This is a genomic window from Streptococcus sp. SN-1 (assembly GCF_041154385.1).
In the GTDB taxonomy this organism is placed as follows: Bacteria; Bacillota; Bacilli; order Lactobacillales; family Streptococcaceae; genus Streptococcus; species Streptococcus mitis_CT.
Window position 1 is genome coordinate 1,872,501 of sequence record NZ_AP028929.1, and the last position, 26,910, is coordinate 1,899,410.

Annotated in this window: 22 protein-coding genes, 2 tRNA genes and 2 rRNA genes (1 of these 26 cut by a window edge); 2 read left to right on the plus strand and 24 right to left on the minus strand. The window is 40.5% G+C overall.

All coding sequences use genetic code 11. The features are described from left to right. From ACAM22_RS08665 to ACAM22_RS08680, 4 genes are all read right to left on the minus strand, one after another. Positions 1-1,168: ribosomal RNA gene (locus tag ACAM22_RS08665) — 23S ribosomal RNA — on the minus strand (it extends 1,733 nt beyond the left edge of the window). Between the two features lie 124 nt (positions 1,169-1,292). Beyond that, positions 1,293-1,365, minus strand: a tRNA-Ala gene (locus ACAM22_RS08670). A gap of 51 nt (positions 1,366-1,416) precedes the next feature. Then, positions 1,417-2,962 (minus strand): 16S ribosomal RNA (locus ACAM22_RS08675). Together the 16S and 23S rRNA genes with 2 tRNA genes alongside form the textbook arrangement of a ribosomal RNA operon. A gap of 241 nt (positions 2,963-3,203) precedes the next feature. Further along, a tRNA-Glu gene (locus tag ACAM22_RS08680) sits at positions 3,204-3,275 on the minus strand. A gap of 197 nt (positions 3,276-3,472) precedes the next feature. Between ACAM22_RS08680 and ACAM22_RS08685 the strand changes: the two genes are divergently transcribed. Then, the gene (locus tag ACAM22_RS08685) at positions 3,473-4,639 is read left to right on the plus strand and encodes an IS30 family transposase (protein ID WP_369606687.1); all 1,167 of its coding nucleotides are present in this window, start codon (positions 3,473-3,475) and stop codon (positions 4,637-4,639) included. Positions 4,640-4,923: 284 nt separating this feature from the next. On the opposite strand, the gene ACAM22_RS08690 is transcribed toward ACAM22_RS08685, so the two are convergent. From ACAM22_RS08690 to pbp2a, 5 genes are all read right to left on the minus strand, one after another. Continuing rightward, on the minus strand, positions 4,924-5,403 hold the full coding sequence (locus ACAM22_RS08690; RefSeq protein ID WP_261053121.1) for a sigma-70 family RNA polymerase sigma factor: 480 nt from the start codon (positions 5,401-5,403) through the stop codon (positions 4,924-4,926). Positions 5,404-5,523: 120 nt separating this feature from the next. Continuing rightward, positions 5,524-6,060, minus strand: coding sequence for a transcription termination/antitermination protein NusG (nusG, locus tag ACAM22_RS08695; protein WP_000376740.1), 537 nt, complete (start codon positions 6,058-6,060; stop codon positions 5,524-5,526). A 54-nt stretch (positions 6,061-6,114) separates the two neighbouring features. Further along, positions 6,115-6,291, minus strand: a complete 177-nt coding sequence (gene secE / locus ACAM22_RS08700) for a preprotein translocase subunit SecE (RefSeq protein ID WP_001210991.1) — start codon at positions 6,289-6,291, stop codon at positions 6,115-6,117. A 9-nt stretch (positions 6,292-6,300) separates the two neighbouring features. After that, positions 6,301-6,453 (minus strand): 50S ribosomal protein L33, encoded by a 153-nt coding sequence (gene rpmG / locus ACAM22_RS08705; protein WP_001809375.1) that lies wholly within the window; start codon positions 6,451-6,453, stop codon positions 6,301-6,303. Between the two features lie 52 nt (positions 6,454-6,505). Beyond that, entirely contained in the window at positions 6,506-8,701 is a 2,196-nt protein-coding gene (pbp2a, locus tag ACAM22_RS08710; protein WP_369606688.1) for a penicillin-binding protein PBP2A, read from the minus strand. Between the two features lie 86 nt (positions 8,702-8,787). On the opposite strand from pbp2a, the gene ACAM22_RS08715 reads away from it, so the two are divergent. Next, a complete protein-coding gene (locus ACAM22_RS08715; RefSeq protein WP_369606689.1) occupies positions 8,788-9,663 on the plus strand; it encodes an RluA family pseudouridine synthase in 876 nt (291 codons plus the stop codon). A gap of 71 nt (positions 9,664-9,734) precedes the next feature. Here ACAM22_RS08715 and gap read toward each other — a convergent pair whose 3' ends face one another. The 15 genes from gap to ACAM22_RS08790 form a co-directional block, all read right to left on the minus strand. Beyond that, positions 9,735-10,745: a type I glyceraldehyde-3-phosphate dehydrogenase gene (gene gap / locus ACAM22_RS08720; RefSeq protein ID WP_033687386.1), complete on the minus strand. Its 1,011-nt coding sequence runs from the start codon at positions 10,743-10,745 to the stop codon at positions 9,735-9,737. Positions 10,746-10,921: 176 nt separating this feature from the next. Further along, positions 10,922-12,223 carry an ABC transporter permease gene (locus ACAM22_RS08725; protein ID WP_369606690.1) on the minus strand — a complete coding sequence of 434 codons (1,302 nt, stop codon included), beginning with the start codon at positions 12,221-12,223 and terminating at the stop codon, positions 10,922-10,924. Further along, positions 12,192-12,875: an ABC transporter ATP-binding protein gene (locus tag ACAM22_RS08730; RefSeq protein WP_369606691.1), complete on the minus strand. Its 684-nt coding sequence runs from the start codon at positions 12,873-12,875 to the stop codon at positions 12,192-12,194. Before ACAM22_RS08730 ends, ACAM22_RS08725 begins: the two co-directional genes overlap by 32 nt. Positions 12,876-13,188: 313 nt before the next feature. Next, positions 13,189-14,100: an XRE family transcriptional regulator gene (locus ACAM22_RS08735; RefSeq protein ID WP_369606692.1), complete on the minus strand. Its 912-nt coding sequence runs from the start codon at positions 14,098-14,100 to the stop codon at positions 13,189-13,191. 134 nt (positions 14,101-14,234) lie between these two features. Next, positions 14,235-15,155, minus strand: coding sequence for an XRE family transcriptional regulator (locus ACAM22_RS08740; protein WP_369606693.1), 921 nt, complete (start codon positions 15,153-15,155; stop codon positions 14,235-14,237). 123 nt (positions 15,156-15,278) lie between these two features. Continuing rightward, on the minus strand, positions 15,279-17,930 hold the full coding sequence (gene adhE / locus ACAM22_RS08745) for a bifunctional acetaldehyde-CoA/alcohol dehydrogenase (RefSeq protein ID WP_265531168.1): 2,652 nt from the start codon (positions 17,928-17,930) through the stop codon (positions 15,279-15,281). A gap of 300 nt (positions 17,931-18,230) precedes the next feature. Continuing rightward, on the minus strand, positions 18,231-18,641 hold the full coding sequence (locus tag ACAM22_RS08750) for a hypothetical protein (protein ID WP_369606694.1): 411 nt from the start codon (positions 18,639-18,641) through the stop codon (positions 18,231-18,233). After that, a complete protein-coding gene (locus ACAM22_RS08755; protein ID WP_369606695.1) occupies positions 18,628-19,071 on the minus strand; it encodes a low molecular weight protein-tyrosine-phosphatase in 444 nt (147 codons plus the stop codon). The genes ACAM22_RS08750 and ACAM22_RS08755 overlap by 14 nt, the downstream gene beginning before the upstream one ends. Positions 19,072-19,117: 46 nt before the next feature. Next, positions 19,118-19,417, minus strand: a complete 300-nt coding sequence (gene yajC / locus ACAM22_RS08760) for a preprotein translocase subunit YajC (RefSeq protein WP_084925440.1) — start codon at positions 19,415-19,417, stop codon at positions 19,118-19,120. A gap of 116 nt (positions 19,418-19,533) precedes the next feature. Next, complete coding sequence (gene tkt / locus ACAM22_RS08765; RefSeq protein ID WP_084925442.1) at positions 19,534-21,510, minus strand: transketolase; 1,977 nt, start codon at positions 21,508-21,510, stop codon at positions 19,534-19,536. Positions 21,511-21,623: 113 nt separating this feature from the next. Further along, positions 21,624-22,715, minus strand: a complete 1,092-nt coding sequence (gene ulaG / locus ACAM22_RS08770; RefSeq protein WP_001134226.1) for an L-ascorbate 6-phosphate lactonase — start codon at positions 22,713-22,715, stop codon at positions 21,624-21,626. A gap of 111 nt (positions 22,716-22,826) precedes the next feature. After that, the gene (locus tag ACAM22_RS08775) at positions 22,827-24,500 is read right to left on the minus strand and encodes a transcription antiterminator (RefSeq protein WP_238096592.1); all 1,674 of its coding nucleotides are present in this window, start codon (positions 24,498-24,500) and stop codon (positions 22,827-22,829) included. Between the two features lie 166 nt (positions 24,501-24,666). Beyond that, entirely contained in the window at positions 24,667-25,374 is a 708-nt protein-coding gene (locus tag ACAM22_RS08780; protein ID WP_247949636.1) for an L-ribulose-5-phosphate 4-epimerase, read from the minus strand. A 1-nt stretch (position 25,375) separates the two neighbouring features. Beyond that, positions 25,376-26,239, minus strand: a complete 864-nt coding sequence (locus ACAM22_RS08785) for an L-ribulose-5-phosphate 3-epimerase (RefSeq protein ID WP_000113590.1) — start codon at positions 26,237-26,239, stop codon at positions 25,376-25,378. Positions 26,240-26,242: 3 nt separating this feature from the next. Continuing rightward, a complete protein-coding gene (locus ACAM22_RS08790; RefSeq protein WP_219967498.1) occupies positions 26,243-26,908 on the minus strand; it encodes a 3-keto-L-gulonate-6-phosphate decarboxylase UlaD in 666 nt (221 codons plus the stop codon). Positions 26,909-26,910 lie beyond the last annotated feature (2 nt).

The following is a 26,910-nucleotide window of genomic DNA, read 5'->3' on the forward strand; positions in this document are numbered from 1 at the left end:
GGTACATTTTCGGCGCAGGGTCACTCGACTAGTGAGCTATTACGCACTCTTTGAATGAATAGCTGCTTCTAAGCTAACATCCTAGTTGTCTGTGCAACCCCACATCCTTTTCCACTTAACAATTATTTTGGGACCTTAGCTGGTGGTCTGGGCTGTTTCCCTTTCGACTACGGATCTTAGCACTCGCAGTCTGACTGCCGACCATAATTCATTGGCATTCGGAGTTTATCTGAGATTGGTAATCCGGGATGGACCCCTCACCCAAACAGTGCTCTACCTCCAAGAATCTTAATGTCGACGCTAGCCCTAAAGCTATTTCGGAGAGAACCAGCTATCTCCAAGTTCGTTTGGAATTTCTCCGCTACCCACAAGTCATCCAAGCACTTTTCAACGTGCCCTGGTTCGGTCCTCCAGTGCGTCTTACCGCACCTTCAACCTGCTCATGGGTAGGTCACATGGTTTCGGGTCTACGTCATGATACTAATTCGCCCTGTTCAGACTCGGTTTCCCTACGGCTCCGTCTCTTCAACTTAACCTCGCATCATAACGTAACTCGCCGGTTCATTCTACAAAAGGCACGCTCTCACCCATTAACGGGCTCGAACTTGTTGTAGGCACACGGTTTCAGGTTCTATTTCACTCCCCTCCCGGGGTGCTTTTCACCTTTCCCTCACGGTACTGGTTCACTATCGGTCACTAGGGAGTATTTAGGGTTGGGAGATGGTCCTCCCAGATTCCGACGGGATTTCGCGTGTCCCGCCGTACTCAGGATACTGCTAGGTACAAAGACTATTTTAAATACGAGGCTATTACTCTCTTTGGCTGATCTTCCCAAATCATTCTTCTATAATCTTTGAGTCCACATTGCAGTCCTACAACCCCGAAGAGTAAACTCTTCGGTTTGCCCTCCTGCCGTTTCGCTCGCCGCTACTAAGGCAATCGCTTTTGCTTTCTCTTCCTGCAGCTACTTAGATGTTTCAGTTCACTGCGTCTTCCTCCTCACATCCTTAACAGATGCGGGTAACAGGTAGTACCTGTTGGGTTCCCCCATTCGGAAATCCCTGGATCATCGCTTACTTACAGCTACCCAAGGCATATCGTCGTTTGTCACGTCCTTCTTCGGCTCCTAGTGCCAAGGCATCCACCGTGCGCCCTTATTAACTTAACCTTATTTTTTGACCTTTCAGTCATAAACTCTTATTAATACTACAGCGTTTTCGGTTTATTTTCTTGTTACTATTTGATATAGATATTCAATTTTCAATGTGCATTACTTGGTGATCTCTCACCAATGGAGCCTAGCGGGATCGAACCGCTGACCTCCTGCGTGCAAAGCAGGCGCTCTCCCAGCTGAGCTAAGGCCCCACAAGACCTCTCAAGACTAAACAAGACCAATGCGCAGTTCCTTATCCTTAGAAAGGAGGTGATCCAGCCGCACCTTCCGATACGGCTACCTTGTTACGACTTCACCCCAATCATCTATCCCACCTTAGGCGGCTGGCTCCTTACGGTTACCTCACCGACTTCGGGTGTTACAAACTCTCGTGGTGTGACGGGCGGTGTGTACAAGGCCCGGGAACGTATTCACCGCGGCGTGCTGATCCGCGATTACTAGCGATTCCGACTTCATGTAGGCGAGTTGCAGCCTACAATCCGAACTGAGACTGGCTTTAAGAGATTAGCTTGCCGTCACCGGCTTGCGACTCGTTGTACCAGCCATTGTAGCACGTGTGTAGCCCAGGTCATAAGGGGCATGATGATTTGACGTCATCCCCACCTTCCTCCGGTTTATTACCGGCAGTCTCGCTAGAGTGCCCAACTGAATGATGGCAACTAACAATAGGGGTTGCGCTCGTTGCGGGACTTAACCCAACATCTCACGACACGAGCTGACGACAACCATGCACCACCTGTCACCTCTGTCCCGAAGGAAAACTCTATCTCTAGAGCGGTCAGAGGGATGTCAAGACCTGGTAAGGTTCTTCGCGTTGCTTCGAATTAAACCACATGCTCCACCGCTTGTGCGGGCCCCCGTCAATTCCTTTGAGTTTCAACCTTGCGGTCGTACTCCCCAGGCGGAGTGCTTAATGCGTTAGCTGCGGCACTAAACCCCGGAAAGGGTCTAACACCTAGCACTCATCGTTTACGGCGTGGACTACCAGGGTATCTAATCCTGTTTGCTCCCCACGCTTTCGAGCCTCAGCGTCAGTTACAAGCCAGAGAGCCGCTTTCGCCACCGGTGTTCCTCCATATATCTACGCATTTCACCGCTACACATGGAATTCCACTCTCCCCTCTTGCACTCAAGTTAAACAGTTTCCAAAGCGTACTATGGTTAAGCCACAGCCTTTAACTTCAGACTTATCTAACCGCCTGCGCTCGCTTTACGCCCAATAAATCCGGACAACGCTCGGGACCTACGTATTACCGCGGCTGCTGGCACGTAGTTAGCCGTCCCTTTCTGGTAAGATACCGTCACAGTGTGAACTTTCCACTCTCACACTCGTTCTTCTCTTACAACAGAGCTTTACGATCCGAAAACCTTCTTCACTCACGCGGCGTTGCTCGGTCAGACTTCCGTCCATTGCCGAAGATTCCCTACTGCTGCCTCCCGTAGGAGTCTGGGCCGTGTCTCAGTCCCAGTGTGGCCGATCACCCTCTCAGGTCGGCTATGTATCGTCGCCTTGGTGAGCCGTTACCCCACCAACCAGCTAATACAACGCAGGTCCATCTGGTAGTGATGCAATTGCACCTTTTAAGCAAATGTCATGCAACATCTACTCTTATGCGGTATTAGCTATCGTTTCCAATAGTTATCCCCCGCTACCAGGCAGGTTACCTACGCGTTACTCACCCGTTCGCAACTCATCCGGAGAAGTAAGCTCCTCCTTCAGCGTTCTACTTGCATGTATTAGGCACGCCGCCAGCGTTCGTCCTGAGCCAGGATCAAACTCTCATTAAAAGTTTGAGTTCTCACTCATTTCTGTCACTGACAGATTTATTGTTTTTTATTGTTCAGTACTACAACCTTAGTTGTAGTGCCCTGCACATTGGTTCGTCTTGTTCAGTTTTCAAAGGTCTTTGTCACTCGCTTCTCTCAAGTGACAACTATATTAGTATATCACAGTCGCTTTCGCTTGTCAACACTTTTTTGAATTTTTTTTAAAACTTTTTTCATCAAGTGTTTCAACTGCAACATACCATAGTCCGTACGGGATTCGAACCCGTGTTACCGCCGTGAAAAGGCGGTGTCTTAACCCCTTGACCAACGGACCTGAGTTGTTATTTTCAACTCTTACTATTATACCGGCTTTTTATTTTTTGTCAACACCTTTTTAAAACTTTTTTTACTTTTTTGCATGAAACGTAACTTCTCAAAGTAACTTCCATCTCTCTCCCAAAACTGGAAGTTACTCTCAGACGACGAATTATGCTAGAATTAAGTCTGAGACTTTTCGTGAGGAGGTACCTCATGCCGAAAAAACAAAAACATCTCACTCTAGAAGACCGGATTGACATCCAAACCGGAATCAGCCAACAAGAGACTTTCCGTTCCATCGCTGAGAAGATGGGAAAAGACCCATCAACGATTTCAAAGGAAATCAAGCGCAATCGCATCACGCATCCAACATCCGTCAAATCTGATTGCACGGATTGCCCTCTTCTCAAAAAAGCTCCTTATGTCTGTAACAACTGTCAAAAAAAGAGGACGGATTGTGGGTTTAACCGCTATCTTTACTACGCGAAAAAGGCGCAGGAACAGTACGAGACTATGTTGAGGGAATCCAGACAGGGCATCCCCCTAAACAAGGAAAGTTTTTATCAGATGGATAAGGTCTTAACCCAAGGCATCCAGAAGAAACAAAGCATCTACCATATCATTCAGACACATAACCTACCTGTGTCGAAAGCTACGGTGTATCGGCATACCAAGCTGGGATATCTGACAGCCAAGCCCATTGATTTTCCTCGGATGGTCAAGTTCAAGGAACGCAGAAAATCCAGAAAAGTAGCTATTCCCAAAGAGCTAAAAATTGGGCGGACCTACCAAGATTTCCAAGAGTTACGAGAAACAGATGATTTCTTCAAATGGTTGGAAATGGACACGGTCATCGGCAGACCTGGTGGAAAGCTACTGCTCACCTTCAACGTTTCCTTCTGCAACTTCCTCTTCGCCTTGCTTTTGGACAACAAGACCGCTCTGGAGGTCACCACTAAATTCGCAGCTTTGAAAGAAAGAGTCATGGACGGAGGGGTTGCGTTCCATCAGCTGTTCCCTGTCATTCTCACGGACAACGGATCTGAGTTCTCCTATGTGGAGGAGCTTGAGCGAGACATTGATGGGAAGTCTCACCTCTACTTCTGCGACCCTAGCCGTCCTGACCAGAAGGGGCGAATTGAGAAGAACCATACAGTTTTGCGAGCCATTCTTCCCAAGAGCACTTCCTTTGACCAGCTGACTCAGAAAGACGTCAATCTAGTCATTTCCCATGTCAATTCCTTGAAACGAGAAGAGTTTCAAGGAAAATCTGCTTACGACGTCTTCACCTTCACCTTTGGCGAGGACATCGCCGCTCTTCTGGGTTGCCAATTTGTCAAACCAGAAGACACACACTTATCACCTGATTTATTGAAATAAAGGGAATTTTCCCCTCTAACTACACATCTTATCACCATCGAAAAGTCTCACACTAAACGCTAGCAACTGGAAGTTACTCTAAGACGACTCTGTTTTAAGGCTATTTGTCGTACACTTTTTTCTGAGTCTTTTCGCTTTTGAACCCTTATATATCAAGAAAAAGAAAACCAGCGGACGTTAGTCTAAGAAGAATTTCCACTGGTTTTTACGATTTTTATCATACTAAAGGCTAGGTTGTGGGAAACTGGAAGTTAGTTTTAGAAGTTACCTTTTTGCATGAATTCCTAATGAGTACGGATATCAAACTCTTTAAACACAATACGTAAGTCTCTTAACACTCTTTGACGCCCTCGGAAACGTTCATTTCTTAAGACGCGTTCTAACTCTGCTCGTTGCTCTTTATTTTGTTTGTTTCTATAATCTCTTAGTGTTTCATGAAAGAGATAATAATCGTCTAGCCACAGGCCTCCCTCACTTATACGATGACTTATCTCACCCACTTCTTCATAAAGCTCTTTATCATATCTCCGTTTTTGACTTTCTTGTTTACGGAGATAATCTAGAATTCGATTCCGGAATTTTGTTTTGAAATATTTCCTTAAACGAGGGATATCTTCTACTAATCCTTCTTCTTTACTAATCAATTCATGTAGACATATCATTCCCTCTTGATCCCAGTCCGATAACTCCCACAAATGAAGGTAATATTCATTTCTACACTTGTATACAATTCCTTGGACTTCTTCATACATTTTTTTAAGCATAATCTTCCCCTTTCTAGATACAGTCTAACAGATTCAGAAACACTTTTGGCACATTTCATCCATTCTGCACCCTTTAGCTCCTCAACTGCACAAAAAAGAGAGGACATGCCTCTCTCAGGGTTATAATTCTGCGATTTGGTTTAGGTTTACTTCTGCAACTGTGTCATTACCAAACATAGAGATAATCATTTTCACTTTATTGTTATCAATCTCTGTAATCTTACCAGTGTAATCTGCAAAAGCACCATCAATAATACGTACAGTTTGACCAACTTCAACATCGATATCAAACTCTTGTACAGTTTGTCCCATAGAAACCAAGATATCACGAATTTCTTGTTCCAATAATGGAGTTGGTTTTGATCTATTTCCGTGAGATCCGACGAATCCTGTAACATTTGGTGTATTTCGAACAACAAACCAAGCTTCATCTGTCATGACCATTTCTACAAGAACATAACCTGGAAAGCGATTTTCTTCTACTTCTTTTCTCTTTCCATTTTTTTCAACTTGCACTGTTTGTGTTGGAATTTCAACACGTAGAATATTATCCAACATATTGTAGGTTTGTGCACGTTGTAATAGATTTTCTTTTACCTTATTTTCATAACCAGAATAAGTTTGTAAAACAAACCACCCTTTATCAAAACTATCCATGATATTTCCTTTCATAAATAGAAGATTTCTAGTGTAATTAACTCCACTAACCTTCTAAAAAATGTTAATAAATCGAATCAAACCTGAAACAATCAACTGGTCAAAAATGTAAATAATTACTACAAAGAAAGCTGTGTATTCCATAATAGAACGAAAATCTCTCCAGCTTTCCTTGCGAGTTGGCCATGTTGTGTCTTTAAGAAGTCTAAAAATATCTCCAATAAAACGCATCGCTCTCTCCTATCTCGTTTCTCTGTGTGTAGTGTACTTGCCACAATGCTTACAAAATTTATTTACTTCTAGTCGTGTAGGCTTGGGGTTTCCACTAATCTTGATTGAATAGTTTCTAGAACCACAAACCGCACAAGCTAGGCTTGCTTTTTTTAGTGCCATAACGCCTCCATCTTATCTATTATAACAAGAAAGCTAGGCTTTGACAAGCATCTTAGCGAAATAGATTGACTACCGAATCCCATATTGTTTGAGCTTTTTCCTTAATCTTAGCATCCGAGATAGCCCGACTAGCCTCATCTACTAGACTTTGCGCACGTCCTCGAATATCAGACAAATTATCATCTGTCTGGCTATTATCATTGGTTTGTACTTGTCTTTTTGTATTGGCTGGTGCAATTCCATTTTGCTTATAAGCATTTTCAACCGTAAAGGTACTTCCTGGCGTATAAGGTAAAATGGTATTGGCAATGTTTCTAAAGATATGGGCTGCACCGTTTGAAGTAGAGCCAGCTAGATAGTGATTTTCATCAGTGGTCGGAAAGCCAAGCCAGTGGCTAATCACTACATCCGGAGTATAACCAATTACCCACTGGTCACTTGTGTACTCCGGATTGAAAACTGCTTCAGTTGTTCCAGTTTTCCCTGCCATGACATAGTCTGCAGGCGATGAACTAATACCGGTACCATTGGTGAATGTCCCCAACATCATACTAGTCATCTTGTCAGCTACAGCTTTATCAATCACTCGTTTTTGTGAATTTTTATGACTCGCAATGACCTGACCACTAGCATTTTCAATTCTACTAATAAAATGAGCTTCCGGCATTAAACCTTCATTTGCAAAGGCAGCATATGCTTGAGCCATTTGAAGAGGATTGGTTTCGACACCGCTTCCTAAAGCGACACCAAGAACACGGTCTACCTTTTCCATGTTGAGTCCAAATTTTTCGCCTGCCTCAAAAGCCTTATCAACACCCAAATCATTAACAGTAGCAACAGCAGGTAGATTAAGCGATTCTGCCAAGGCTTGATACATGGGAACTTCTCGACTCTTTTTGATTCCTGCATAGTTATCTACCTTATAGTTGTCATACTTCATGGTATGGTTATCCAACTGCTTGTTCAAAGCCCAACCTGCCTCAACTGCTGGCGTATAAACAACTAAAGGCTTAATTGTAGAGCCAGGGCTACGTTTTGATTGAGTTGCATAGTTGAAATTCCGGAATCCAATTTTATCATTGTCAGCAACTTGACCGACAACTCCACGAACTCCTCCTGTTTTCGGTTCAAGAGCGACACTTCCTGATTGTGCAAATGTTCCATCCTCTGCTCTCGGAAATAGCGATGTATTTTCATAGACAACCTGCATATTTGCTTGGTAGTTTTGATCCAACTCTGTATAAATGCGGTAGCCATTATTTACGATTTCTTCCTCTGTTAGATTATACTTAGAAACGGCTTCATTAACCACCGCGTCAAAATAAGAAGGATAGCGGTAATCTGAAATTTTCCCTTCATACTTATCGTGCAATTGCGAAGTCATATCAACTTCTGCAGCTTCGGTTTCTTGGTTTTTATCAATGTAACCTGCTGCAACCATATTTTGTAAGACAGTGTCGCGCCGATTGGTAGAATCTTCTACAGAATTCAAGGGGTTATACAGTTCCGGTCCTTTGAGCATCCCTGCCAGAGTCGCAGCTTGATCCAGACTCACTTCTGATGCAGAAACTCCAAAGTATTTCTTACTCGCATCTTCTACACCCCATACACCATTTCCAAAATAGGCGTTGTTAAGGTACATAGTTAGAATTTGATCCTTACTATATTTTTTGGTTAATTCTAAGGCAAGGAAAAATTCTTTCGCTTTTCTCTCAACAGTTTGATCCTGTGACAAATAAGCGTTTTTAGCTAGCTGTTGGGTAATAGTAGAACCACCACCTGAACGACCAGCAGTGACAATCGCCAAGAAAAAACGACCATAGTTAATCCCGTCATTTTTATAGAAGGAACGGTCTTCTGTCGCAATAACGGCATTCTGCAAATTTTTACTGATATCAGTCAGTTCAACGTAGGTTCCCTTTTGACCAGACAAGGCACCGGCCTCTTTTTCTTCACGGTCAAAAATGATAGTCCGAGTTTTCAAGGCGTTTTGCAAATCATTGACATTGGTTGACTTAGCTACAGCAAACAAATAGGTTCCAACTAGCAAACCTGCACTCAAACCTAGTATAAGGACAATCTTTGTTAGATGATAGCGACGCCAGAATTTTCGAATTGGACCTACTTGGGCTAATTTTTTCCTATCACTGCGAGAACGGCGCAAGCTAGTAGAACCAGAATCCTCCGATTCACTTGTTTCTTTTTTAAAAAGAGAAAGAAATTTCTCAAATAATTTATCTAATTTCATGCGTTTATTTTATCATCTTCATCATAGGAAGACAAGAATTTAGCTATTTCCTATCCAAATAGGGCTTTTTTTGTTACAATATCTGTATGAAATTCACATTTACATTACCAGACTCTCTACCTCAAATGACGGTAAAGCAATTACTTGAGGAACAACTCCTCATCCCTAGAAAAATCCGTCATTTTTTGAGAATCAAGAAACACATTTTGATTAATCAGCGAGAAGTTCATTGGAACGAGACGGTAAATCCTGGAGATGTTTGCCAATTGACTTTTGACGAGGAAGATTATCCCGAAAAAGAAATTCCTTGGGGCAACCCAAACCTCATTCAGGAAGTTTATCAAGATCAACACTTGATTATTGTAAACAAACCCGAGGGGATGAAAACGCATGGTAATCAGCCAAACGAAATCGCCCTTCTTAACCATGTCAGTGCCTATGTTGACCAAACCTGCTATGTTGTTCATCGTCTAGACATGGAAACCAGTGGTTTGGTTCTCTTTGCCAAAAATCCTTTTATCTTGCCCATTCTCAACCGCTTATTGGAGAAAAAAGAGATTTCTAGGGAATATTGGGCACTAGTTGATGGAAATATCAACAAGAAAGAACTTGTCTTCAAAGACAAAATCGGACGTGATCGTCATGACCGCAGAAAAAGAATAGTTGATACAAAAAACGGTCAATACGCTGAAACTCATGTAAGCAGATTAAAGCAATTCTCAAACAAGACTTCCTTGGTTCGTTGCAAACTAAAGACAGGCCGAACTCATCAGATTCGTGTGCACCTTTCGCATCATAACTTCCCTATTTTGGGCGATCCTCTCTATAATAGCAAATCAAAGATAAGTCGGCTTATGCTCCACGCCTTTCGTCTGTCCTTTACCCATCCACTTACTTTAGAGAATTTAAGCTTCACTGCCCTTTCCGATACTTTTGAAAAAGAATTAAAAAAGAATGGATGATTGTTGTGTCATCCATTTTTCCATATAAGAAAAGCAAGACCAAGAGGCCTTGCTTTTTATCGACTCATGAATTATTTAGCGATTTTTGCGAAGTATTCAAGAGTACGAACAAGTTGTGCAGTGTATGACATTTCGTTGTCGTACCATGATACAACTTTAACCAATTGTTTACCGTCAACGTCAAGAACTTTAGTTTGAGTTGCGTCAAACAATGAACCGTAAGACATACCTACGATATCTGAAGATACGATTGGATCTTCTGTGTAACCGTATGATTCGTTTGAAGCTGCTTTCATAGCTGCGTTCACTTCATCAACAGTAACGTTCTTTTCAAGAACTGCTACCAATTCAGTAACTGATCCAGTTGGAGTTGGAACGCGTTGTGCAGATCCGTCAAGTTTACCGTTCAATTCTGGGATTACAAGACCGATAGCTTTTGCAGCACCAGTTGAGTTAGGAACGATGTTTGCAGCACCAGCGCGAGCACGGCGAAGGTCACCACCACGGTGTGGTCCGTCAAGGATCATTTGGTCACCAGTGTAAGCGTGGATAGTAGTCATCAATCCTTCAACAACACCAAAGTTATCTTGAAGAGCTTTAGCCATAGGAGCCAAGCAGTTTGTAGTACATGAAGCACCTGAGATAACAGTTTCAGTACCGTCAAGAACGTCGTGGTTAGTGTTGAATACAACTGTTTTAACGTCGTTTCCACCAGGAGCAGTGATAACAACTTTTTTAGCTCCACCAGCGTGCAAGTGTTTTTCAGCAGCTGCTTTCTTAGCAAAGAAACCAGTAGCTTCAAGAACGATTTCTACACCGTCGTTAGCCCAGTCGATTTGTTCTGGATCACGTTCAGCAGAAACTTTGATGAATTTACCGTTAACTTCAAATCCACCTTCTTTAACTTCAACAGTACCGTCGAAACGACCTTGAGTTGTGTCGTATTTCAACAAGTGTGCAAGCATAACTGGATCTGTAAGGTCGTTGATACGAGTAACTTCAACACCTTCTACGTTTTGGATACGACGGAAAGCAAGACGACCGATACGTCCGAAACCGTTAATACCAACTTTAACTACCATTAGTGATTTCCTCCTTATGAAAATCATGAAATTTTTATTGTGAAAAGAGTAACTTGAATCACTACAAATCACCTTTCAACAAACCTATTATATAACTATTTAAGTTTAATTGCAAGTACGGGCATTGTTTTTCTATGTTTGTTTCTTTTTTAAACTGTAAATCAAGAACTCCCTTACTATTCATATCGTAGCGATTCTACAGGATCCATTTTACTAATTTTACGTGCTGGGAAGTAGGCTGAGACATAACCAAGCAAGAGAGCGAAAGCGAGGGTTCCTAAAACAGATAACAAATTTAATTCAAAAACCTTAGTGATGGATGGGTAAAAGTGATTTACAATCGCATTCGCCAAACTTCCCACCCCTTGTGCGACCAAAAAGGCCAGCAGCAAGGCGATTCCTACAATCCAGATAGCCTCGTAAATAAAAATTCCTTTGACATCACGATTTTGATAACCAACTGCCTTCATGACACCTATTTCCTTAGAACGTTGCATGATATTGATGTAAATAATGATACCAATCATGACCGCTGCTACCACAATAGCTTGTGATGAAAGTACAATCAATAATCCCTGAATGACACGAATAAAGGTAATCACAATATCAAGAACCTTCTGTTGAGAAAGCACAGTATACTTCTTATTTTTCTGTAGTTCTTCTGTTACCACTTTTGTCTGTGATGGATCTTTGAGTTCCAAGATAAAATAAGATACAGCTTTTGTAAATCCAGCTTCTTTCAAAATCGTTTCCATTTGATGAGCCGACATGAAACTGTTGCTGTCCTCCATGTCATCTTCATCATTGATTACACGTACAATCTTCGTTTGAAATTGAGCAGTCTTGCTAGCTTCGGAAGCATTTTCTACAATACTTGCTGAGACTGATTTGCCAATAAGATCAGTAGCTGTCAGATTGTTTCCTGTCTGTTCATTCCAATTTTTTAGTAAGCTGATTGGAATCGTTAATCCCTGTTCATTTGTATCAGTATAGAGGGATCCAGCCAACACTTTGTCCGTCTCATTACTACTAACAGAGATACTTGTATCCTCATAGAGACTCACTACTTGAGCATAAGAAGGCATAGTTTGACTCAGATCCATTTCTTGCCCATCTATAGTAATATTTGACATGGTCATCCCAAAAGGACTCTCCAAATATTTAATAACTTCTTTTCCAACTGTATCCGTGATATAGTTCTTATCATCTTGGTTCAAAAAGCCTCGTCCAACATTTTTTGTGTTTAAAGCAATCTGAACTTGAGAAGGAATTTGACCTCCATTCGTATTTTCATCAATCATCGAAATCAATGCATTTCCCAAGCCGAAAGAAATTAAGACTCCTACAAAACCGATTGAGGTTGCTAGCGCAATCAATAGGTTACGCCACTTTCTTTCCAGAAAGTTATTTAAAGAAAGTTTGAATTTATTTTTCAATGATAATCCTTTATTTTTTGACTTCTTCAACGACTTCACCATCCTTCATTTTGATAATCACATCTGCATATTCAGCAACCTCTGGATTATGGGTTACAATCAGTACTGTTTTCCCTGTTTGGGCTAAATTTTTAAATACTTCCAATACCATTTCTTGGGATTGAGAATCCAGCGAACCCGTTGGCTCGTCTGCTACAATCATATCAGGCTGATTTACCAGTGCACGCGCGATTGCTACGCGTTGCTTTTGCCCGCCAGAAAGCTGTTTAACATTTTTAGCTATAAAAGGTTCCATGCCCAAGTTACTTAATTGCTCCTTTGCAATCATTGTCATCTCCCTGTCAGATAAATCTTTGACATAGAGAGGGAGCTTGACATTGTCCAAGACAGACTGATGAGGAATGAGGTTAAAGTTTTGAAACACAAATCCAATCTTATCTTTACGAAATTGAGTTAGTTCAATCTCTGATAAGTCACGGAGGGATCCCCCTTTAAATTCTAAAACTCCTTCATATTGTCTATCTAGACCACTGATAATGTTTAGCAAGCTAGTTTTGCCACAGCCTGACGGACCGTAAATCGCTGTAATTTTACCTTTTGCAATCTGCAGGTTAATATTTCTTAGAGCCTGCTCTTGATGTTTACCGTCCAAAGTGTAAAACTTTGAAATATTTTTAATGGATAAAATAGACATTCTTTCCCCCTTGTTTAAAACCGTTATCGTCATACATCCTACTTATAGAAAATCCTTCAAGCTACTTCAGCACTGATTTACCCTATGGGGCTACTACTTAGAATTTTCTCTCTATTGCCTAGTTTGCTTCTGGATGTATATCAAGTAACACTCTTCGAAAATCTCTTCAAACCACGTCAACGTCGCCTTGCCGTACTCAAGTACAGCCTGCGGCTAGTTTCCTAGTTTGCTCTTTGATTTTCATTGAGTATAAAATTCATTGTAACAAAAAAGCGACATTCCCTATAACAGAAATGTCACTCCTATAAACTCTTTAACGATATCTTTCTAGATCCTCGGCCCATTCATTATCTAAACTAACGAGTAACTTCTCATTGCCAAACATCCTTGCCATCATTTTTGCTTCTTCATACTTTTGTTTGGCTGTTTCATAATCTGTCTGAATATAATATTTCCATTCGACCATCAAGACAATCGGTTGCTTTTGAAAATCTCGTGTTTTTTCAGAAATCCAATTAAGTTTTTCCACAGCTAACTTAAATAACTCTAAATCATTCAATAATTCACAACTTCCCAGCCCTGCAAATAACACATCACGAACAAGAAATAAATCGTCTGTACCACTATTTTCTACGTTATTACACACTTTTTGAAACATTAATTGAAGTTTCTGCTGTTCGCTAATAGATAACTGTCCTTTTTTTATATTTTCTAAATAACTACACAAAAAATACAATCTAATTTTTAAAAGATCTGAAAAGGAAAACTCTCTTTGATTCCATAGTTCCTCAAAAGATTCATCTAAAAGCGCTATTCCATACTGTTCATTATCCGTCGCCCTCACCTCATCTATTGCTTGAAGACAATCCACTATCATCTTCTCATCACGTGGCAAATCATCATAAAAACACTCAAAAATCTCATCAAAATATTCTTTCTTTTGTTCCTGCAACTCCTTGTCTCCGTAGTCAGGGTGATGTAAAAGAAAGTACTTTAATTCTTGGTAGCGTTTAGGCAATTCCTTATAATCTGGCATCAAGACATAGGACGGAATTTCTAATCTATCTGCAATATATTCTAGTGTTTTTATAGTCGGTCGAAATTCTCCTTTTTCTATCCGCACCAACTGACGCACTGATAATTCGGATTCATCCCCACAAAATACTGGGCGACTAAGCCCTTTTTCCTCTCTAAGGATTCGTACCTTCTCTCCTAATTCATTCACTTCTCTTTACCTCTAGGATAATTCCAAAAACTTTGATAACCAAATAAATATATGCATTTATTATAACATTTTATCAAAAAATGTACAAAAAGCGACATTTCTCCAATGACAGAAATGTCACTCCTATAAAGCATTTAACAATACCTTTCTAAGTCTTCGCTCCATTCATTATCTAAACTAACAATTAACTGCTCATTACCAAACATCCTCGCCATCATTTTTGCTTCTTCATACTTTTGTTTTGCCGTATCATAATCAGTCTGAAGATAATATTTCCACTCCACCATCAAGACAATCGGTTGCTTTTGAAAATCTCGTGTTTTCTGTCCTATTTTATTTAAGGTCTCAACTGCTCTCTTAAAATAACGAAACAGCCCCATAATTTCTATACAAGCTAAAGAAGCTAACAAGGAATCTCTAAGCAAGTCCAAACAATCGAACTCTATCTTATCAACCTGAGAACTTAGTTTGTCATGAAAACAAAGAATGGTTTCATGCTCAGACTTTTTTATCTCACCCTCGTTTAAACCATCCATTAACTGACAAAGAAAATACAGTCTCAATTTCAACAATTCCTCAGCCTTATATACATCTCTGGATAGTAAGTCTTGAAGACTGTCCTCAATCACACCACTTCCGTATAAAGAATTACTAGTCGCTCTCACTGCATCTATTGCCTGAAGGCAGTCCACTATCATCTTCTCATCACGGGGCAGGTCATCATAAAAACACTCGAAAATCTCATCAAAATATTCTTCCTTTTGTTCTTGCAACTCCTTGTCTCCATAGTCAGGGTGATGTAAAAGAAAGTACTTTAATTCTTGGTAGCGTTTAGGCAGTTCCTTATAATCTGGCATCAAGACGTAGGATGGAATTTCTAATCTATCTGCAATATATTCTAGTGTTTTTATAGTCGGTCGAAATTCTCCTTTTTCGATTCTCACCAACTGACGCACTGATAATTCAGACTCATCCCCACAAAAAACTGGACGACTAAGTCCTTTCTCCTCTCTTAAAAGTCGCACTTTATCCCCTAACTCATTTATCTTGTTCATTTGCCCCTCGCATGATTATAAAAGATTTGATTTTCAAATAAATATATGCGATGATTATACCATTTTTCAAATAGAATTACAAAAAAAGAGACAGGGATTCCCTGCCTCTAGGCTGATAAACAATTATTTACGGCGTCCTGGTCTTTCTTTGTAGCCATAGTAAGAATCTTCGATGATTTCTTGCATATGGTCAACCATTGGAAGGCGTGGGTTAGCTGGTGAACATTGGTCTTCGTAAGCAAGGAAGGCTAATTCACGTGAATGTTCTTTCCATTCTTTTTCGTCGATACCTTGTGCTTTGAAGTTCATTTGGATACCTACGCGCTCACCAAGTTCGTAGACAGCTTTTGCGTAAGACTCCACACCTTCTTCTGGAGTAGAAGCTGGAAGTCCAAGCATGCGTGCGATATCTTGGTATTTTTCATCTGCACGGTAGTAGTTGTACTTAGGCCATGTTGCTGTCTTAGCTGGACGTGTACCGTTGTAGCGGATGACGTATGGAAGCAAGATAGCATTTGTACGACCGTGAATTGTGTGGAATTGCGCACCAATCTTATGAGCCATTGAGTGAGAAATACCTAGGAAGGCATTGGCAAAGGCCATACCAGCGATTGTTGAAGCGTTATGCATTTTCTCGCGTGAGTGGAAGTCTGCATTCTTAACTGAGCTTTCAAGGTTTTCGAATACAAGCTTGATGGCTTGAAGTGCAAGTCCGTCAGTGTAGTCGCTAGCCATTTGTGATACGTAAGCTTCAGTCGCGTGAGTCAATACGTCCATACCAGTGTCCGCAGCAACAACTCCAGGAACTGTCAATACCAAGGCAGGGTCTACGATTGCCACAGTTGGTGTCAATGAGTAGTCAGCGATTGGGTATTTGCGGTTGTTTGCTTTATCAGAGATAACGGCAAATGGTGTTACTTCAGATCCTGTACCAGATGTTGTTGGGATTGCGATGAATTTAGTCTTCTTACCAAGTAATGGGAATTTGAAGGCACGTTTACGGATATCCATGAATTTTTGAACAAGGTCACGGAAGTCCACTTCTGGTTGTTCGTAGAAGAGCCACATTACTTTAGCAGCATCCATTGGAGATCCACCACCAAGAGCAATGATTGTATCTGGTTTGAAGGCACGCATAATCTCAGTACCACGGTTTACAGTTGTGATATCTGGATCTGGTTCTACATCAGCAAAGATTTGGTAAACAACCTTATTGCGACGAAGATCAAGTTGCTCGATGATACGATCAAGGAAACCAAGCTCTACCATGGCATGGTCAGTAACGATCATGACACGTTCAACGTCACGACATTTTTGAAGGTATTGAATTGAATCACGTTCAAAGTATGTTTTTGAAGGAAGTTTCATCCATTGCATGTTATTTCTCCGTCTTCCGACTTTTTTGATATTCAAGAGGTTAATGGCACTAACGTTATCCCCAACTGAGTTGCGTCCGTAAGAACCACATCCAAGTGTCAATGATGGCAAGAAGGCATTGTAAACGTCCCCGATACCACCGAAAGTAGAAGGTGAGTTACAGATAACACGAATAGCTTTAACAGCTTTACCAAATTCTTTAGTCAATTCTTCATCAGCTGTGTGGATAGCTGCTGAGTGGCCAAGACCGTTAAATTCAACCATTTGACGAGCCTTAGTAATACCATCTTCACGGCTTTCAGATTTCAAAACTGCGATAACTGGTGATAATTTTTCACGAGTCAATGGCTCATTTTCGCCAACTTCTTTACATTCTGCAGCAAGAATGTTTGTTCCTTCTGGAACTGTAAATCCTGCTTGTTCTGCAATCCAGGTTGCTGGTTTACCAACGATGTCAGCGTTCAATTTTGCACCAGCACAGTTTTTGCTATTTGCTTTCACGCCGAAGCAGAATTCTTCAAGAAGTGCTTTTTCTTTTTTGTTTACAAAGTAAGTGTGATATGATTTGAACTCTGCTACAAATTCATCATAAATTTCTTTATCAATGATAACCGCTTGTTCAGATGCACAGACCATACCATTATCAAATGATTTAGACATAACGATATCGTGTGCTGCTTGACGGATGTTTGCTGATTTTTCAACATAAGCTGGAACGTTTCCGGCACCTACCCCAAGAGCTGGTTTACCACATGAGTATGCAGCTTTAACCATGGCATTACCACCTGTTGCAAGGATTGTTGCAACACCTTCGTGGTTCATAAGGGCACTTGTTGCTTCCATAGATGGTTCAGTGATCCACTGTACACAGTTTTCAGGAGCTCCTGCTTTAATCGCAGCATCACGAACGATTTGAGCTGCGTGAGCTGATGATTCTTGAGCTGATGGGTGGAATGCAAAGACGATTGGATTACGAGTCTTCAATGAAATCAATGCCTTAAAGATCGCTGTTGATGTTGGGTTTGTTGTAGGAGTAATACCACAGACAACACCAACCGGTTCAGCGATGAGAGTCAATCCTGTTACATCGTCTTCTTCGATAACGCCAACTGTCTTAGTGTGACGCATGTTGTTTACTACATGTTCACAAGCAAACAAGTTCTTAGTCGCTTTATCTTCAAATACACCACGTCCTGTTTCTTCAAAGGCATGTAAAGCCAATTCTCCGTGGGCATCCAAAGCTGCCACTGACGCTTTAGCTACGATGTAGTCAACCTGTTCTTGGTCGAGTTTACGCATTTCCTCAAGAGCAACTAGAGCTTTTTGCACCAAACCATCGACATGCTTTTCAGCAGCGAGTTTCTTTTCTTCTGGTGTCACAGTTTTTTTATCAGCCATATTTTCCTCCATAGCTTTCAAGGATTGATATCCTTTGTTAATTTTTTCACAAGTTTATTATAACGCATTATTTCAACTTTGTAAACAGTTTCATAAACATTTCACAAAGAATTTTTTATTGTTTGTGAATTTTTTCCCATTTTCTTTACTTATCGAGTTTTTTCTTTAGAGTTTGTGAAATTAATTTTAAATATTTTTTTATTTCACAAGCTTGATTGGAAGAGGAGCTTGGAAAGAGATAGATTTTCTAGTAAGCGCTTACTTTTAGGTACTAACAATACCTCCTTTGATAAGGAGGCTTTATTTTTGTTGAAAAACGCCTTGTTTAAAAGTCCCTTCATAAACAACTTCTTGTTCTGTTGTTAGTTTTCCTTTTCCTTCAGCTTGACCATTTACAAAATCCCCTTCGTAGGTCCAGCCTTCTTTGGATTGAAAGGTACCTTTTCCGTTGAAGGCTCCATTGCTGAAACCACCTGTATATTGGTCTCCATTTTGGAAGGTAATGGTTCCTTGACCATTCATTTTACCTCGGACAAGACTGCCGTCATAAACAATCGTTCCATTATCGAGTTTTAAGATGCCTTTTCCGGGAATATTTAGAAAAAAGACGAGTACAGCACAAAAAACAATCGTAACTACTGCCAAAAGCTCTAAACGTTGACGAGTCAGATAGACACGATACTTTTCGTAAAAATTCTTAAGATTTTCCATCCTCACTCTCCTTCTCTAAACGTTCTAACCATGCTTGACAACCCTCTTGAACACGCTGATAGGTTTCCTCAAAATCTCCTGTATACCAAGGATCTGGAACACTTTCAGATGCAAATGAGTAAATCTTATCTTGACAGTCTGCTGGACACATCTGACGTAAGTCAGAAACATTTGAAGCATCCATTCCGATAATATAATCAAAAACTTCAAAATCTTCCTTACTAATCTGAAGCGACGTTTTGGCTTTGTCATAGGGAATCTCATATTGTTGAAAAATTCCTTGAGTTCCCTTATGAATCGGATTACCATGTTCCCAAGAGGAAGTCGCTCGACTTTGGATTTCGTAATTATCTGTCATTGATTTCATAACAAACTCAGCCATAGGACTGCGACAAATATTTCCCAGGCAGACAAAGACTAGTTTTTTCATCCCATTTCCTTTCTTTTATAGAAAAACGGGAGTTAGTAGTCCCGTCTTATTTTTCAATTGCGCCTTCTAGTGAAGTTGTTTCTTTCATCGGTAATACTGTCTTGATAGCAGCTAGTTCAAAAGTCAAGTAAACTCCATCTACATCAAGAACGATCGTTCTCTTCTCAGTATCTACTTCATCGACTGTTCCGTAAAGTCCACCGATTGTAATCACTTCATAGCCTTTTTGTAGTTTATTTAAGCTTTCCATACGTTTTTGTGCTTGTTTCTTTTGAGAGCGTTGCATAAAGAACATCAAGCCCAACATCGCTACAAGCATAATTAAAAATGTATAATTTGGATTCATTTTCTTCTCCTTTGTCTTTTACATAGGACTACTATATCAAATTTCAGCTACTTTTACAAGATTGTACCTTGCTTTTCTAGTAAGAAAAACCAGAGCTCGCGCCCTGATTTTTAGAATTATTTCAAATTTTGAACGACTTTTACAAGATTTTCTACAGTAAAGCCATATTCTGCCAATACTTTTGGTGCTGGTGCAGAGGCTCCGAAGGTATCAATACCGAGAACAACACCATCGAGACCAACATATTTGTACCAGTTTTGAGTTGCACCCATTTCGACTGCAACACGACGGCGAACTGCATTTGGAAGAATTTCTTCCTTGTATGCTGCATCTTGTTTATCAAAGACATCTGTAGATGGCATGCTGACTACGCGGACTTTTTCGCCTTGACTAGCCAATTCTTTAGCAGCTGAGACAGCTAGATTGACTTCTGAACCTGTCGCAATCAAGATGGTATCAAAGTCTGCTTCATTTTCATAGACAACATAAGCACCTTTAGCAACCTTGTCGAAGTCTGTTCCCTCTTCAACAGTCAAGTTTTGACGTGTCAAGACAAGAGCAGTTGGTGTTTTCTCACTTGTCACTGCAAGGTACCAAGCTGCTTGAGTTTCACGCGCATCTGCTGGACGGAAAACATTTAGATTTGGCATAGCACGGAGACCTGCTAAGTGTTCAACTGGTTCGTGTGTTGGCCCATCTTCCCCAACTGCAATAGAATCATGGGTAAAGACATAGGTCACAGGAAGTCCTTGCAAGGCTGACAAACGGACAGCTGCCTTCACATAGTCAGAGAAGACGAAGAAAGTTCCACCGTATACACGAAGTCCACCGTGAAGGGCCATCCCGTTCAAGATAGTTCCCATTGCAAATTCACGAACACCAAACTGAATGTTACGGTTCAAGCGATTGGCGTCGTCTTGAAGTCCGTCAGTCTTGATATAAGTCATGTTTGAGTGAGCTAAGTCAGCTGATCCACCCAAGAAGGTTGGCAACTTAGCCGCCACAACGTTCAAGGCATCTTGGCTTGAATTACGAGTTGCTTGAGAGAAGCCATTTTCTAAAGCTGGGAAGTCTGCTGGAGTCACTTCAACTGGATCGCGTCCGTCGATGATGGCTTCTACTTCTGCAGCTAGTTCTGGGTGAGCTTCTTTATAATCTGCAACTAATTTTGTCCAAGCTTCATAAGCTGATGCACCACGGTCTGCAACATGTTCTTTGAAATCAGCGTAAACTTGTTCTGGAATTTCAAATGGTTCGTAGTCCCAACCAAGAGCCTGACGAGTTGCTGCAGTTTCATCTGCTCCAAGAGGAGCCCCATGTACGGCATTAGTTCCTTGTTTGTTTGGAGAACCGTATCCAATAACCGTCTTCACTTCAATCAAAGATGGTTTGCCTGAAGCTTTAGCTGTTTCGATAGCAGCATGGATTGCTTCCAAGTCTGTTCCATCTTCAACCAAGGCAGTATGCCAACCGTAGGCGTTGTAACGGTCACGAACACTTTCTGTAAAGGAATCCTTTGTCTCACCATCCAAGTTGATGTCATTTGAATCATAAAGGACAACCAACTTATCTAGTTTTTGCAAACCTGCGTATGAAGCCGCCTCACTTGAAACACCTTCCATCAAATCTCCGTCTCCACAAATAACATAAGTATAGTGGTCAAAGATATTGTAACCTTCGCGGTTATATTTGGCTGCCAAGAAACGTTCTGCCTGGGCAAAACCAGTGGCAGTTGAAATACCTTGCCCTAGAGGACCTGTTGTAGCATCAATCCCTGCTGTATGTCCAAATTCTGGGTGACCTGGTGTTTTTGAACCCCACTGACGGAAGCTCTTAATCTCATCCATGCTAACATCTTCAAAACCAGAAAGGTGAAGAAGGGCATAAAGAAGCATTGAACCATGACCTGCTGAAAGAATAAAGCGGTCGCGGTTGATCCAGTTTGGTTGAGCTGGATTGATACGAAGTTGTTTTGTAAAGAGGCTGTAAGCCATCGGAGCCGCTCCCATAACCACACCTGGGTGACCTGAGTTGGCTTTGTTGATAGCGTCAATACCTAGGAAACGAATTGCATTAACAGATAGATTTGACATAGAATTTCCTTTCTATTTGAAGTGATTATTGTATCACACATTCTATTTTACTATTATATGAAAATTATCCGTATCATGCAACATACGGATAACCTCCAAAGAATATTTTTATATTATAGCAAAGCTTTAAATTGAATGTTAGAGTCTTGTTCAAAACAATCATCAAAACCACGTGGATGATGGTATTCTACTAAGTGTTGATCTTGAGGATAAGTGTACTTACCGCCAACTTCCCAGATAAATGGATGGAAATCGTATTGCAAGCGATCTTTTCTCATTTTCCAAAGTTCTAGAATCTCATTAGTAGAAGCCATGAAGTTAGACCAGATATCATAGTGAACTGGGATAATGACTTTGGTACGCAGATTTTCTGCCATACGAAGAAGGTCGATAGATGTCATTTTATCTTGGATACCTACCGGATTTTCACCATAGTTATTCAAAGCAACATCAATTTTAAAGTCTTTACCATGTTTTGCAAAATAGTTTGAGAAGTGAGAATCTGCACCATGATAGATGGTTCCACCTGGTGTTTCAAAGATATAGTTAACAGCCTTTTGAGCCATTTCTTCATCTGTAACAGCTAAGCCAGCAAGTTCACCGCCTGTCTCATCAGCACCGTTCACTGGGAGAGTTACCAAGCAAGTACGGTCAAATGATTCTACTGCATGAATCTTCATATCTTTTAATTCGATAGTGTCACCTGGTTTAACAACGATGATACGTTCTTTTGGAACACCCCATCCTTCCCAGATTCGTCCACAGTGGTAAGGACCGATAAACTTAACATGCTCTAACTTAGGATTGTTGAGAATTGCTGCAGCTGTGTATGGGTCGATATGATCACTATGGAAGTGTGAAACTAAGTAATAGTCTAGTTCGTTGATAGCAAATGGATCGATAACCATTGGCTGAACACGCAAGTTTGGTTGCAACTTACGAACACCTGCCATATTTGCCATTTGGTGCCCACGAACCATATCTTTCACTTTTTTGGTTGATTTTCCACGGTTTGACCAAAGGTCCATGACAACGTTAGCACCACCTGGTGTCTTAATCCAAGTACCACAGTTGCCTAGCCACCACATGGCAAAATTGCCTTCAGGTACGACTTCTTCTTCGATTTCTTCGTTCAACCATGTTCCCCACTCTGGGAAAGTAGCTAAAATCCATGACTCTCTTGTAATTTCTTTGACGTTTGGCATATGTTGCCTCCTTTGGATATAATTGTTATCTTTGAAACTAGTATACCACCCTTCAAAACACTAAAAAAGACCAAGAAAAACACAGGTTTGTGTTCATCATTGGACTGTCCTTCAAATATCTTCCAAAAAAGCTTGAACTACTATTTCTTGATTTATAAGTGTTTGAACCTCTTCTTGGAACTTACTAGCCAACTTGCTGTCTACAATATAAGACGAAATAAGACTAGAAAGATTTTCTCTGAAACTTTTGCTCTCATTACGAAATATATTGTGTTTAAGATAGTCTAGCATTTTCAAAATATCTTCTGCTTCAAGGATAGGATTAACCCTTAAAATCGGAAATCTGCTATCCAAATCATCATTAGTAGTAATCACTACATCAACTTGTGCAATATCTTCCACACTCTTAAATTGTTCTGTTGTAAATACAGTGCCAATTTGCTCATTTGGAAAATAAAGTTTGCATTGTTTCAGCAAAAGTCTCGAAACCGCAACACCTTCATCACAAACGAGATAAACTTTTTTCATATTTTTTTGAGACGATGGTGTATACTTTAAAAATCCTCCAATATGAATCGTCAAATAGGCAATATCATCGTCTGTTAGCCGAATAAACCATGCTCCTTCTAAAATTTCCGCAGATTTTCTAGTGACTAAAAATAATTCTCCATACTTGGATCGAATTTGTTTTGTTAGAGGATTTTTAGAAAAAATACCGTAAGTCTTTCTAAATAACAAGGCTTTACAGTGGATCATCAAATTTCTTAACAAATCATCCTTGTTCTCAATCTCCATTCGGATTTGTGATTCAAAATACCAGATAAATTCTTCTAAAGCAAGTTTTAATTGCCGAAAATCATCACTTTCTGCATGAATATCCAAATCTTTACGATAGGAGAGGAGAAGAACAGCTACAAGAGAAACTTCAAGTTCTGACAAAGAAATTTCAAACTTTTGAAACAACCGTTCTCCTAATTTCTTAGACACCTGATACTCTATTCTTTTTCTTATCAAAGAAAATTCTTTCTCTATATCCTGATGTCTTTCTTGATACTGTTCAACATTATGACAGCTTAACAGCAAATAAGGTAGAACCTGCAACATAAAAGTTACTTCATGATGATTTATTTTCTTCCCTAAATCTTGTTCAACTAAAGGAACCTGTTCCTTAAAAAATTGGTTCATTTCAACAGAAAGCAAACACTCACCATCTAACCTCTCTTTCATCTTATCTTCTAAAATAGATACAAAAGTGGCATTTTCTTCCATAAAAATATGATATAGAAGCGATTGAAGATACTGAATTTTATTAAGAGGGTGGGCATGAAGATGGTATCCCTGTGACTTGCTCACTTGCAAGGTCACCTGATATTGTTCCAAAGTTAGTTGATAACGAATACTATTCAAATCATTGAGAACAGTATTCCTAGACACCTCTGTTAACTCCATCAATTTTTCAATCGTAATACGTTCTTTAGAAATACCTATCCATAGTAACATTATCATCATACGTTCATGCGCACTCATGATATAATCGTACGAATCTACTTCTGATAATAGTTCACAACAAGCATCTCTCTGCTCTTCCGTTAAGTGAATACCAATTCGTGGAATACTAATGATGTGAAGCGCCTCGTCACCCAAAGCAGCATTGATTTTGTCAATGTGATAATAAATTTTCCTTCTTGACTCTTTCAAATCTTTCGAAATCGCCATAATCGTTTTGGACGTTTCTTGATCCATCAAATATTGAAGTAAATCACAACTTGCCTTATCCAGTACCATATTTCATACTCCTCTATCAATCAACTGCCTTGAAAACAACTTTATAATAGTATCACATTCACTAACGCATTTCAATTATCAACAGTAGTCTCTTAATAACGAATACTTACAATTACAAAAGCGAGGCTTGGATCGAAAGGTCCTAGCCTCTTTTCAATTCAATTTCTTATTTCTTTTGACCGTAATAAGCATTTGGTCCATGCTTACGTTGGTAGTGTTTTTCTAGAATGTACTGAGGAGCAGGTTCAACTCTTGGATTGATTTGTTCTGTAAAGCGATTCATCCTTGATACTTCCTCTAGTACGACAGAGTGATAAACAGCATTCTCTGGATTTTTTCCCCAGGTGAATGGACCGTGATTGCGTACAACAATACCTGGTACTTCAACAGGATTGAGACCACGACGCTCAAATTCTTCTACGATAACCAAGCCAGTATCTTTTTCATAGGCTACTTCTACTTCATCTTTGGTCAAACTACGAGCGCAAGGGATTGAACCGTAGAAATAATCTGCATGGGTTGTTCCATAGAAAGGAATATCACGTCCAGCCTGTGCCCAACCAACTGCTTCTGTCGAATGGGTGTGTACCACACTACCAATCTCTTGCCATGCCTTATATAACTGCACATGAGTTGGGAGGTCAGAAGATGGTCTTAAATCTCCTTCTAGAACTTGGCCATCCAAGTCCGTCACCACCATGTTTTCAGGTGTCAATTCGTCATAATCTACGCCTGATGGTTTAATAACAATGACACCTAGTTCGCGATTGACTTCCGATACATTTCCCCAGGTAAATTTAACAAGTCCATGTTTTGGTAATGATTGATTGGCATTACAGACTCGTTTACGCATATCGTTTATTACTTGATTCATCTTACATCAAACCTGCTTTCTTAATTAGTGGATAGAGAAAAGCTTGCGCCTCTTGAATGGCTGCGCGTGTTTCTTCTACAGTTTCACAATTTTCAGACCACATTTCGATTAGGAAAGGTCCATTATAATTGGTTTGTTTTAAAATATCGAAAGCTTCTTCCCATTTGACACAACCTTGCCCAAAAGTTACATCTCGGAACTGGCCCTTTGAACTTTCTGTCACTGCATAAGTATCCTTGAGATGGAGAGCTGCGATGGCATGATGCCCAAGATAAAATTCACTGTAGACATCATTATGCCATGCAGATACATTACCAATATCTGGGTATACAAAGAGGTAGGGAGAGTCAATCTCTTTTTCTACAGCCAAGTATTTTTCGATGCTATTGATGAAAGGATCATCCATAATTTCAATAGCAAGCACCACCTGAGCCTCTTCAGCCCAGTCACAAGCTTTTCTCAAATTTTTGATAAAACGTTGGCGTGTCTGGGGTGACTTTTCCTCATAATAAACGTCGTAACCAGCTAATTGAATAGTACGAACTCCCAAGTCTTGGGCTAATTCAATACATTTTTTCATGAGTTCTAGAGATTTTTCCTCTAGAACTGGATCATTTGATCCCAATGGGTAGCGACGATGGCCTGAAAAACAGATAGAAGGAATACGAACACCAGTTTTATAGATTGCTTTGACAACTTCCAAACGCTCGTCCTTGCTCCAGTCCAGTCTTGCTAAACGCTCGTCACGTTCATCAATAGACATCTCGACAAAATCAAAGCCTAACTCCTTGGCAAAATTTAAACGTTCTAGCCAAGTAAAGTGTGTCGGGGTTGCCTTTTCATAAATTCCAATTGGACGTGCCATGGTTTACCTCCAAATTCGTCTGATTTCATCCTTGAAGGCACGCGCTGCTCCTGCTGGATCCGCAGCTTCTGTAATTCCACGACCTGCGATGAAGGTAAAGACATCAACGCCTTCAAATAGTTTGAGAGTATCTACATCTAGACCACCTGTTACAGACACACGGAAGCCCATGTCGATGAGTTTTTTAACCTTATTAAGGTCTTTTTCACCCCAAGTCTCACCAGCAAGAAGTGCATCACGAGATTGGTGATAAATAGCTTGTGAGATACCAGCATCTAGCCAAAGCTGAGCTTGTTCAAAAGTCCAATCGCCATAAAGTTCAATCTGGATTTCGCCTCGGTCTCCACGTTCAGCCGTGATAGCCTTTAGAGCCGCTTCCATAGTAGGGATAGTTGCACAACAGATACAAGTCATCCAATCGGCACCACGAACGGCATTATTTTTGGCAACTGTTCCACCAGCATCGGCACATTTTGTGTCTGCCACAATAATCTTATCTGGAAAAAGGCTTCGCAAGACTTCAACCAGTTCACTTCCAACTTGTAATAAGCAAACAGTTCCAGCTTCGATAATATCTACTTCCTGACCAACAGAAACAGCTGCTTTAATCGCTCCTTGCAAGTCTGAATGATCTAATGCAACTTGTAAATTAGGTATTCTTTTTGTCATCT

Excerpts from the sequence above, each read along its gene's own strand:
- ACAM22_RS08685 (WP_369606687.1), top strand. The coding sequence starts at position 3,473 with ATGCCGAAAAAACAAAAACATCTCACTCTAGAAGACCGGATTGACATC.
- ACAM22_RS08690 (WP_261053121.1), bottom strand. The coding sequence starts at position 5,403 with ATGCTTAAAAAAATGTATGAAGAAGTCCAAGGAATTGTATACAAGTGT.
- nusG (WP_000376740.1), bottom strand. The coding sequence starts at position 6,060 with ATGGATAGTTTTGATAAAGGGTGGTTTGTTTTACAAACTTATTCTGGT.
- secE (WP_001210991.1), bottom strand. The coding sequence starts at position 6,291 with ATGCGTTTTATTGGAGATATTTTTAGACTTCTTAAAGACACAACATGG.
- rpmG (WP_001809375.1), bottom strand. The coding sequence starts at position 6,453 with ATGGCACTAAAAAAAGCAAGCCTAGCTTGTGCGGTTTGTGGTTCTAGA.
- pbp2a (WP_369606688.1), bottom strand. The coding sequence starts at position 8,701 with ATGAAATTAGATAAATTATTTGAGAAATTTCTTTCTCTTTTTAAAAAA.
- ACAM22_RS08715 (WP_369606689.1), top strand. The coding sequence starts at position 8,788 with ATGAAATTCACATTTACATTACCAGACTCTCTACCTCAAATGACGGTA.
- gap (WP_033687386.1), bottom strand. The coding sequence starts at position 10,745 with ATGGTAGTTAAAGTTGGTATTAACGGTTTCGGACGTATCGGTCGTCTT.
- ACAM22_RS08725 (WP_369606690.1), bottom strand. The coding sequence starts at position 12,223 with ATGGTGAAGTCGTTGAAGAAGTCAAAAAATAAAGGATTATCATTGAAA.
- ACAM22_RS08730 (WP_369606691.1), bottom strand. The coding sequence starts at position 12,875 with ATGTCTATTTTATCCATTAAAAATATTTCAAAGTTTTACACTTTGGAC.
- ACAM22_RS08740 (WP_369606693.1), bottom strand. The coding sequence starts at position 15,155 with ATGAACAAGATAAATGAGTTAGGGGATAAAGTGCGACTTTTAAGAGAG.
- adhE (WP_265531168.1), bottom strand. The coding sequence starts at position 17,930 with ATGGCTGATAAAAAAACTGTGACACCAGAAGAAAAGAAACTCGCTGCT.
- ACAM22_RS08750 (WP_369606694.1), bottom strand. The coding sequence starts at position 18,641 with ATGGAAAATCTTAAGAATTTTTACGAAAAGTATCGTGTCTATCTGACT.
- ACAM22_RS08755 (WP_369606695.1), bottom strand. The coding sequence starts at position 19,071 with ATGAAAAAACTAGTCTTTGTCTGCCTGGGAAATATTTGTCGCAGTCCT.
- yajC (WP_084925440.1), bottom strand. The coding sequence starts at position 19,417 with ATGAATCCAAATTATACATTTTTAATTATGCTTGTAGCGATGTTGGGC.
- tkt (WP_084925442.1), bottom strand. The coding sequence starts at position 21,510 with ATGTCAAATCTATCTGTTAATGCAATTCGTTTCCTAGGTATTGACGCT.
- ulaG (WP_001134226.1), bottom strand. The coding sequence starts at position 22,715 with ATGCCAAACGTCAAAGAAATTACAAGAGAGTCATGGATTTTAGCTACT.
- ACAM22_RS08775 (WP_238096592.1), bottom strand. The coding sequence starts at position 24,500 with ATGGTACTGGATAAGGCAAGTTGTGATTTACTTCAATATTTGATGGAT.
- ACAM22_RS08780 (WP_247949636.1), bottom strand. The coding sequence starts at position 25,374 with ATGAATCAAGTAATAAACGATATGCGTAAACGAGTCTGTAATGCCAAT.
- ACAM22_RS08785 (WP_000113590.1), bottom strand. The coding sequence starts at position 26,239 with ATGGCACGTCCAATTGGAATTTATGAAAAGGCAACCCCGACACACTTT.
- ACAM22_RS08790 (WP_219967498.1), bottom strand. The coding sequence starts at position 26,908 with ATGACAAAAAGAATACCTAATTTACAAGTTGCATTAGATCATTCAGAC.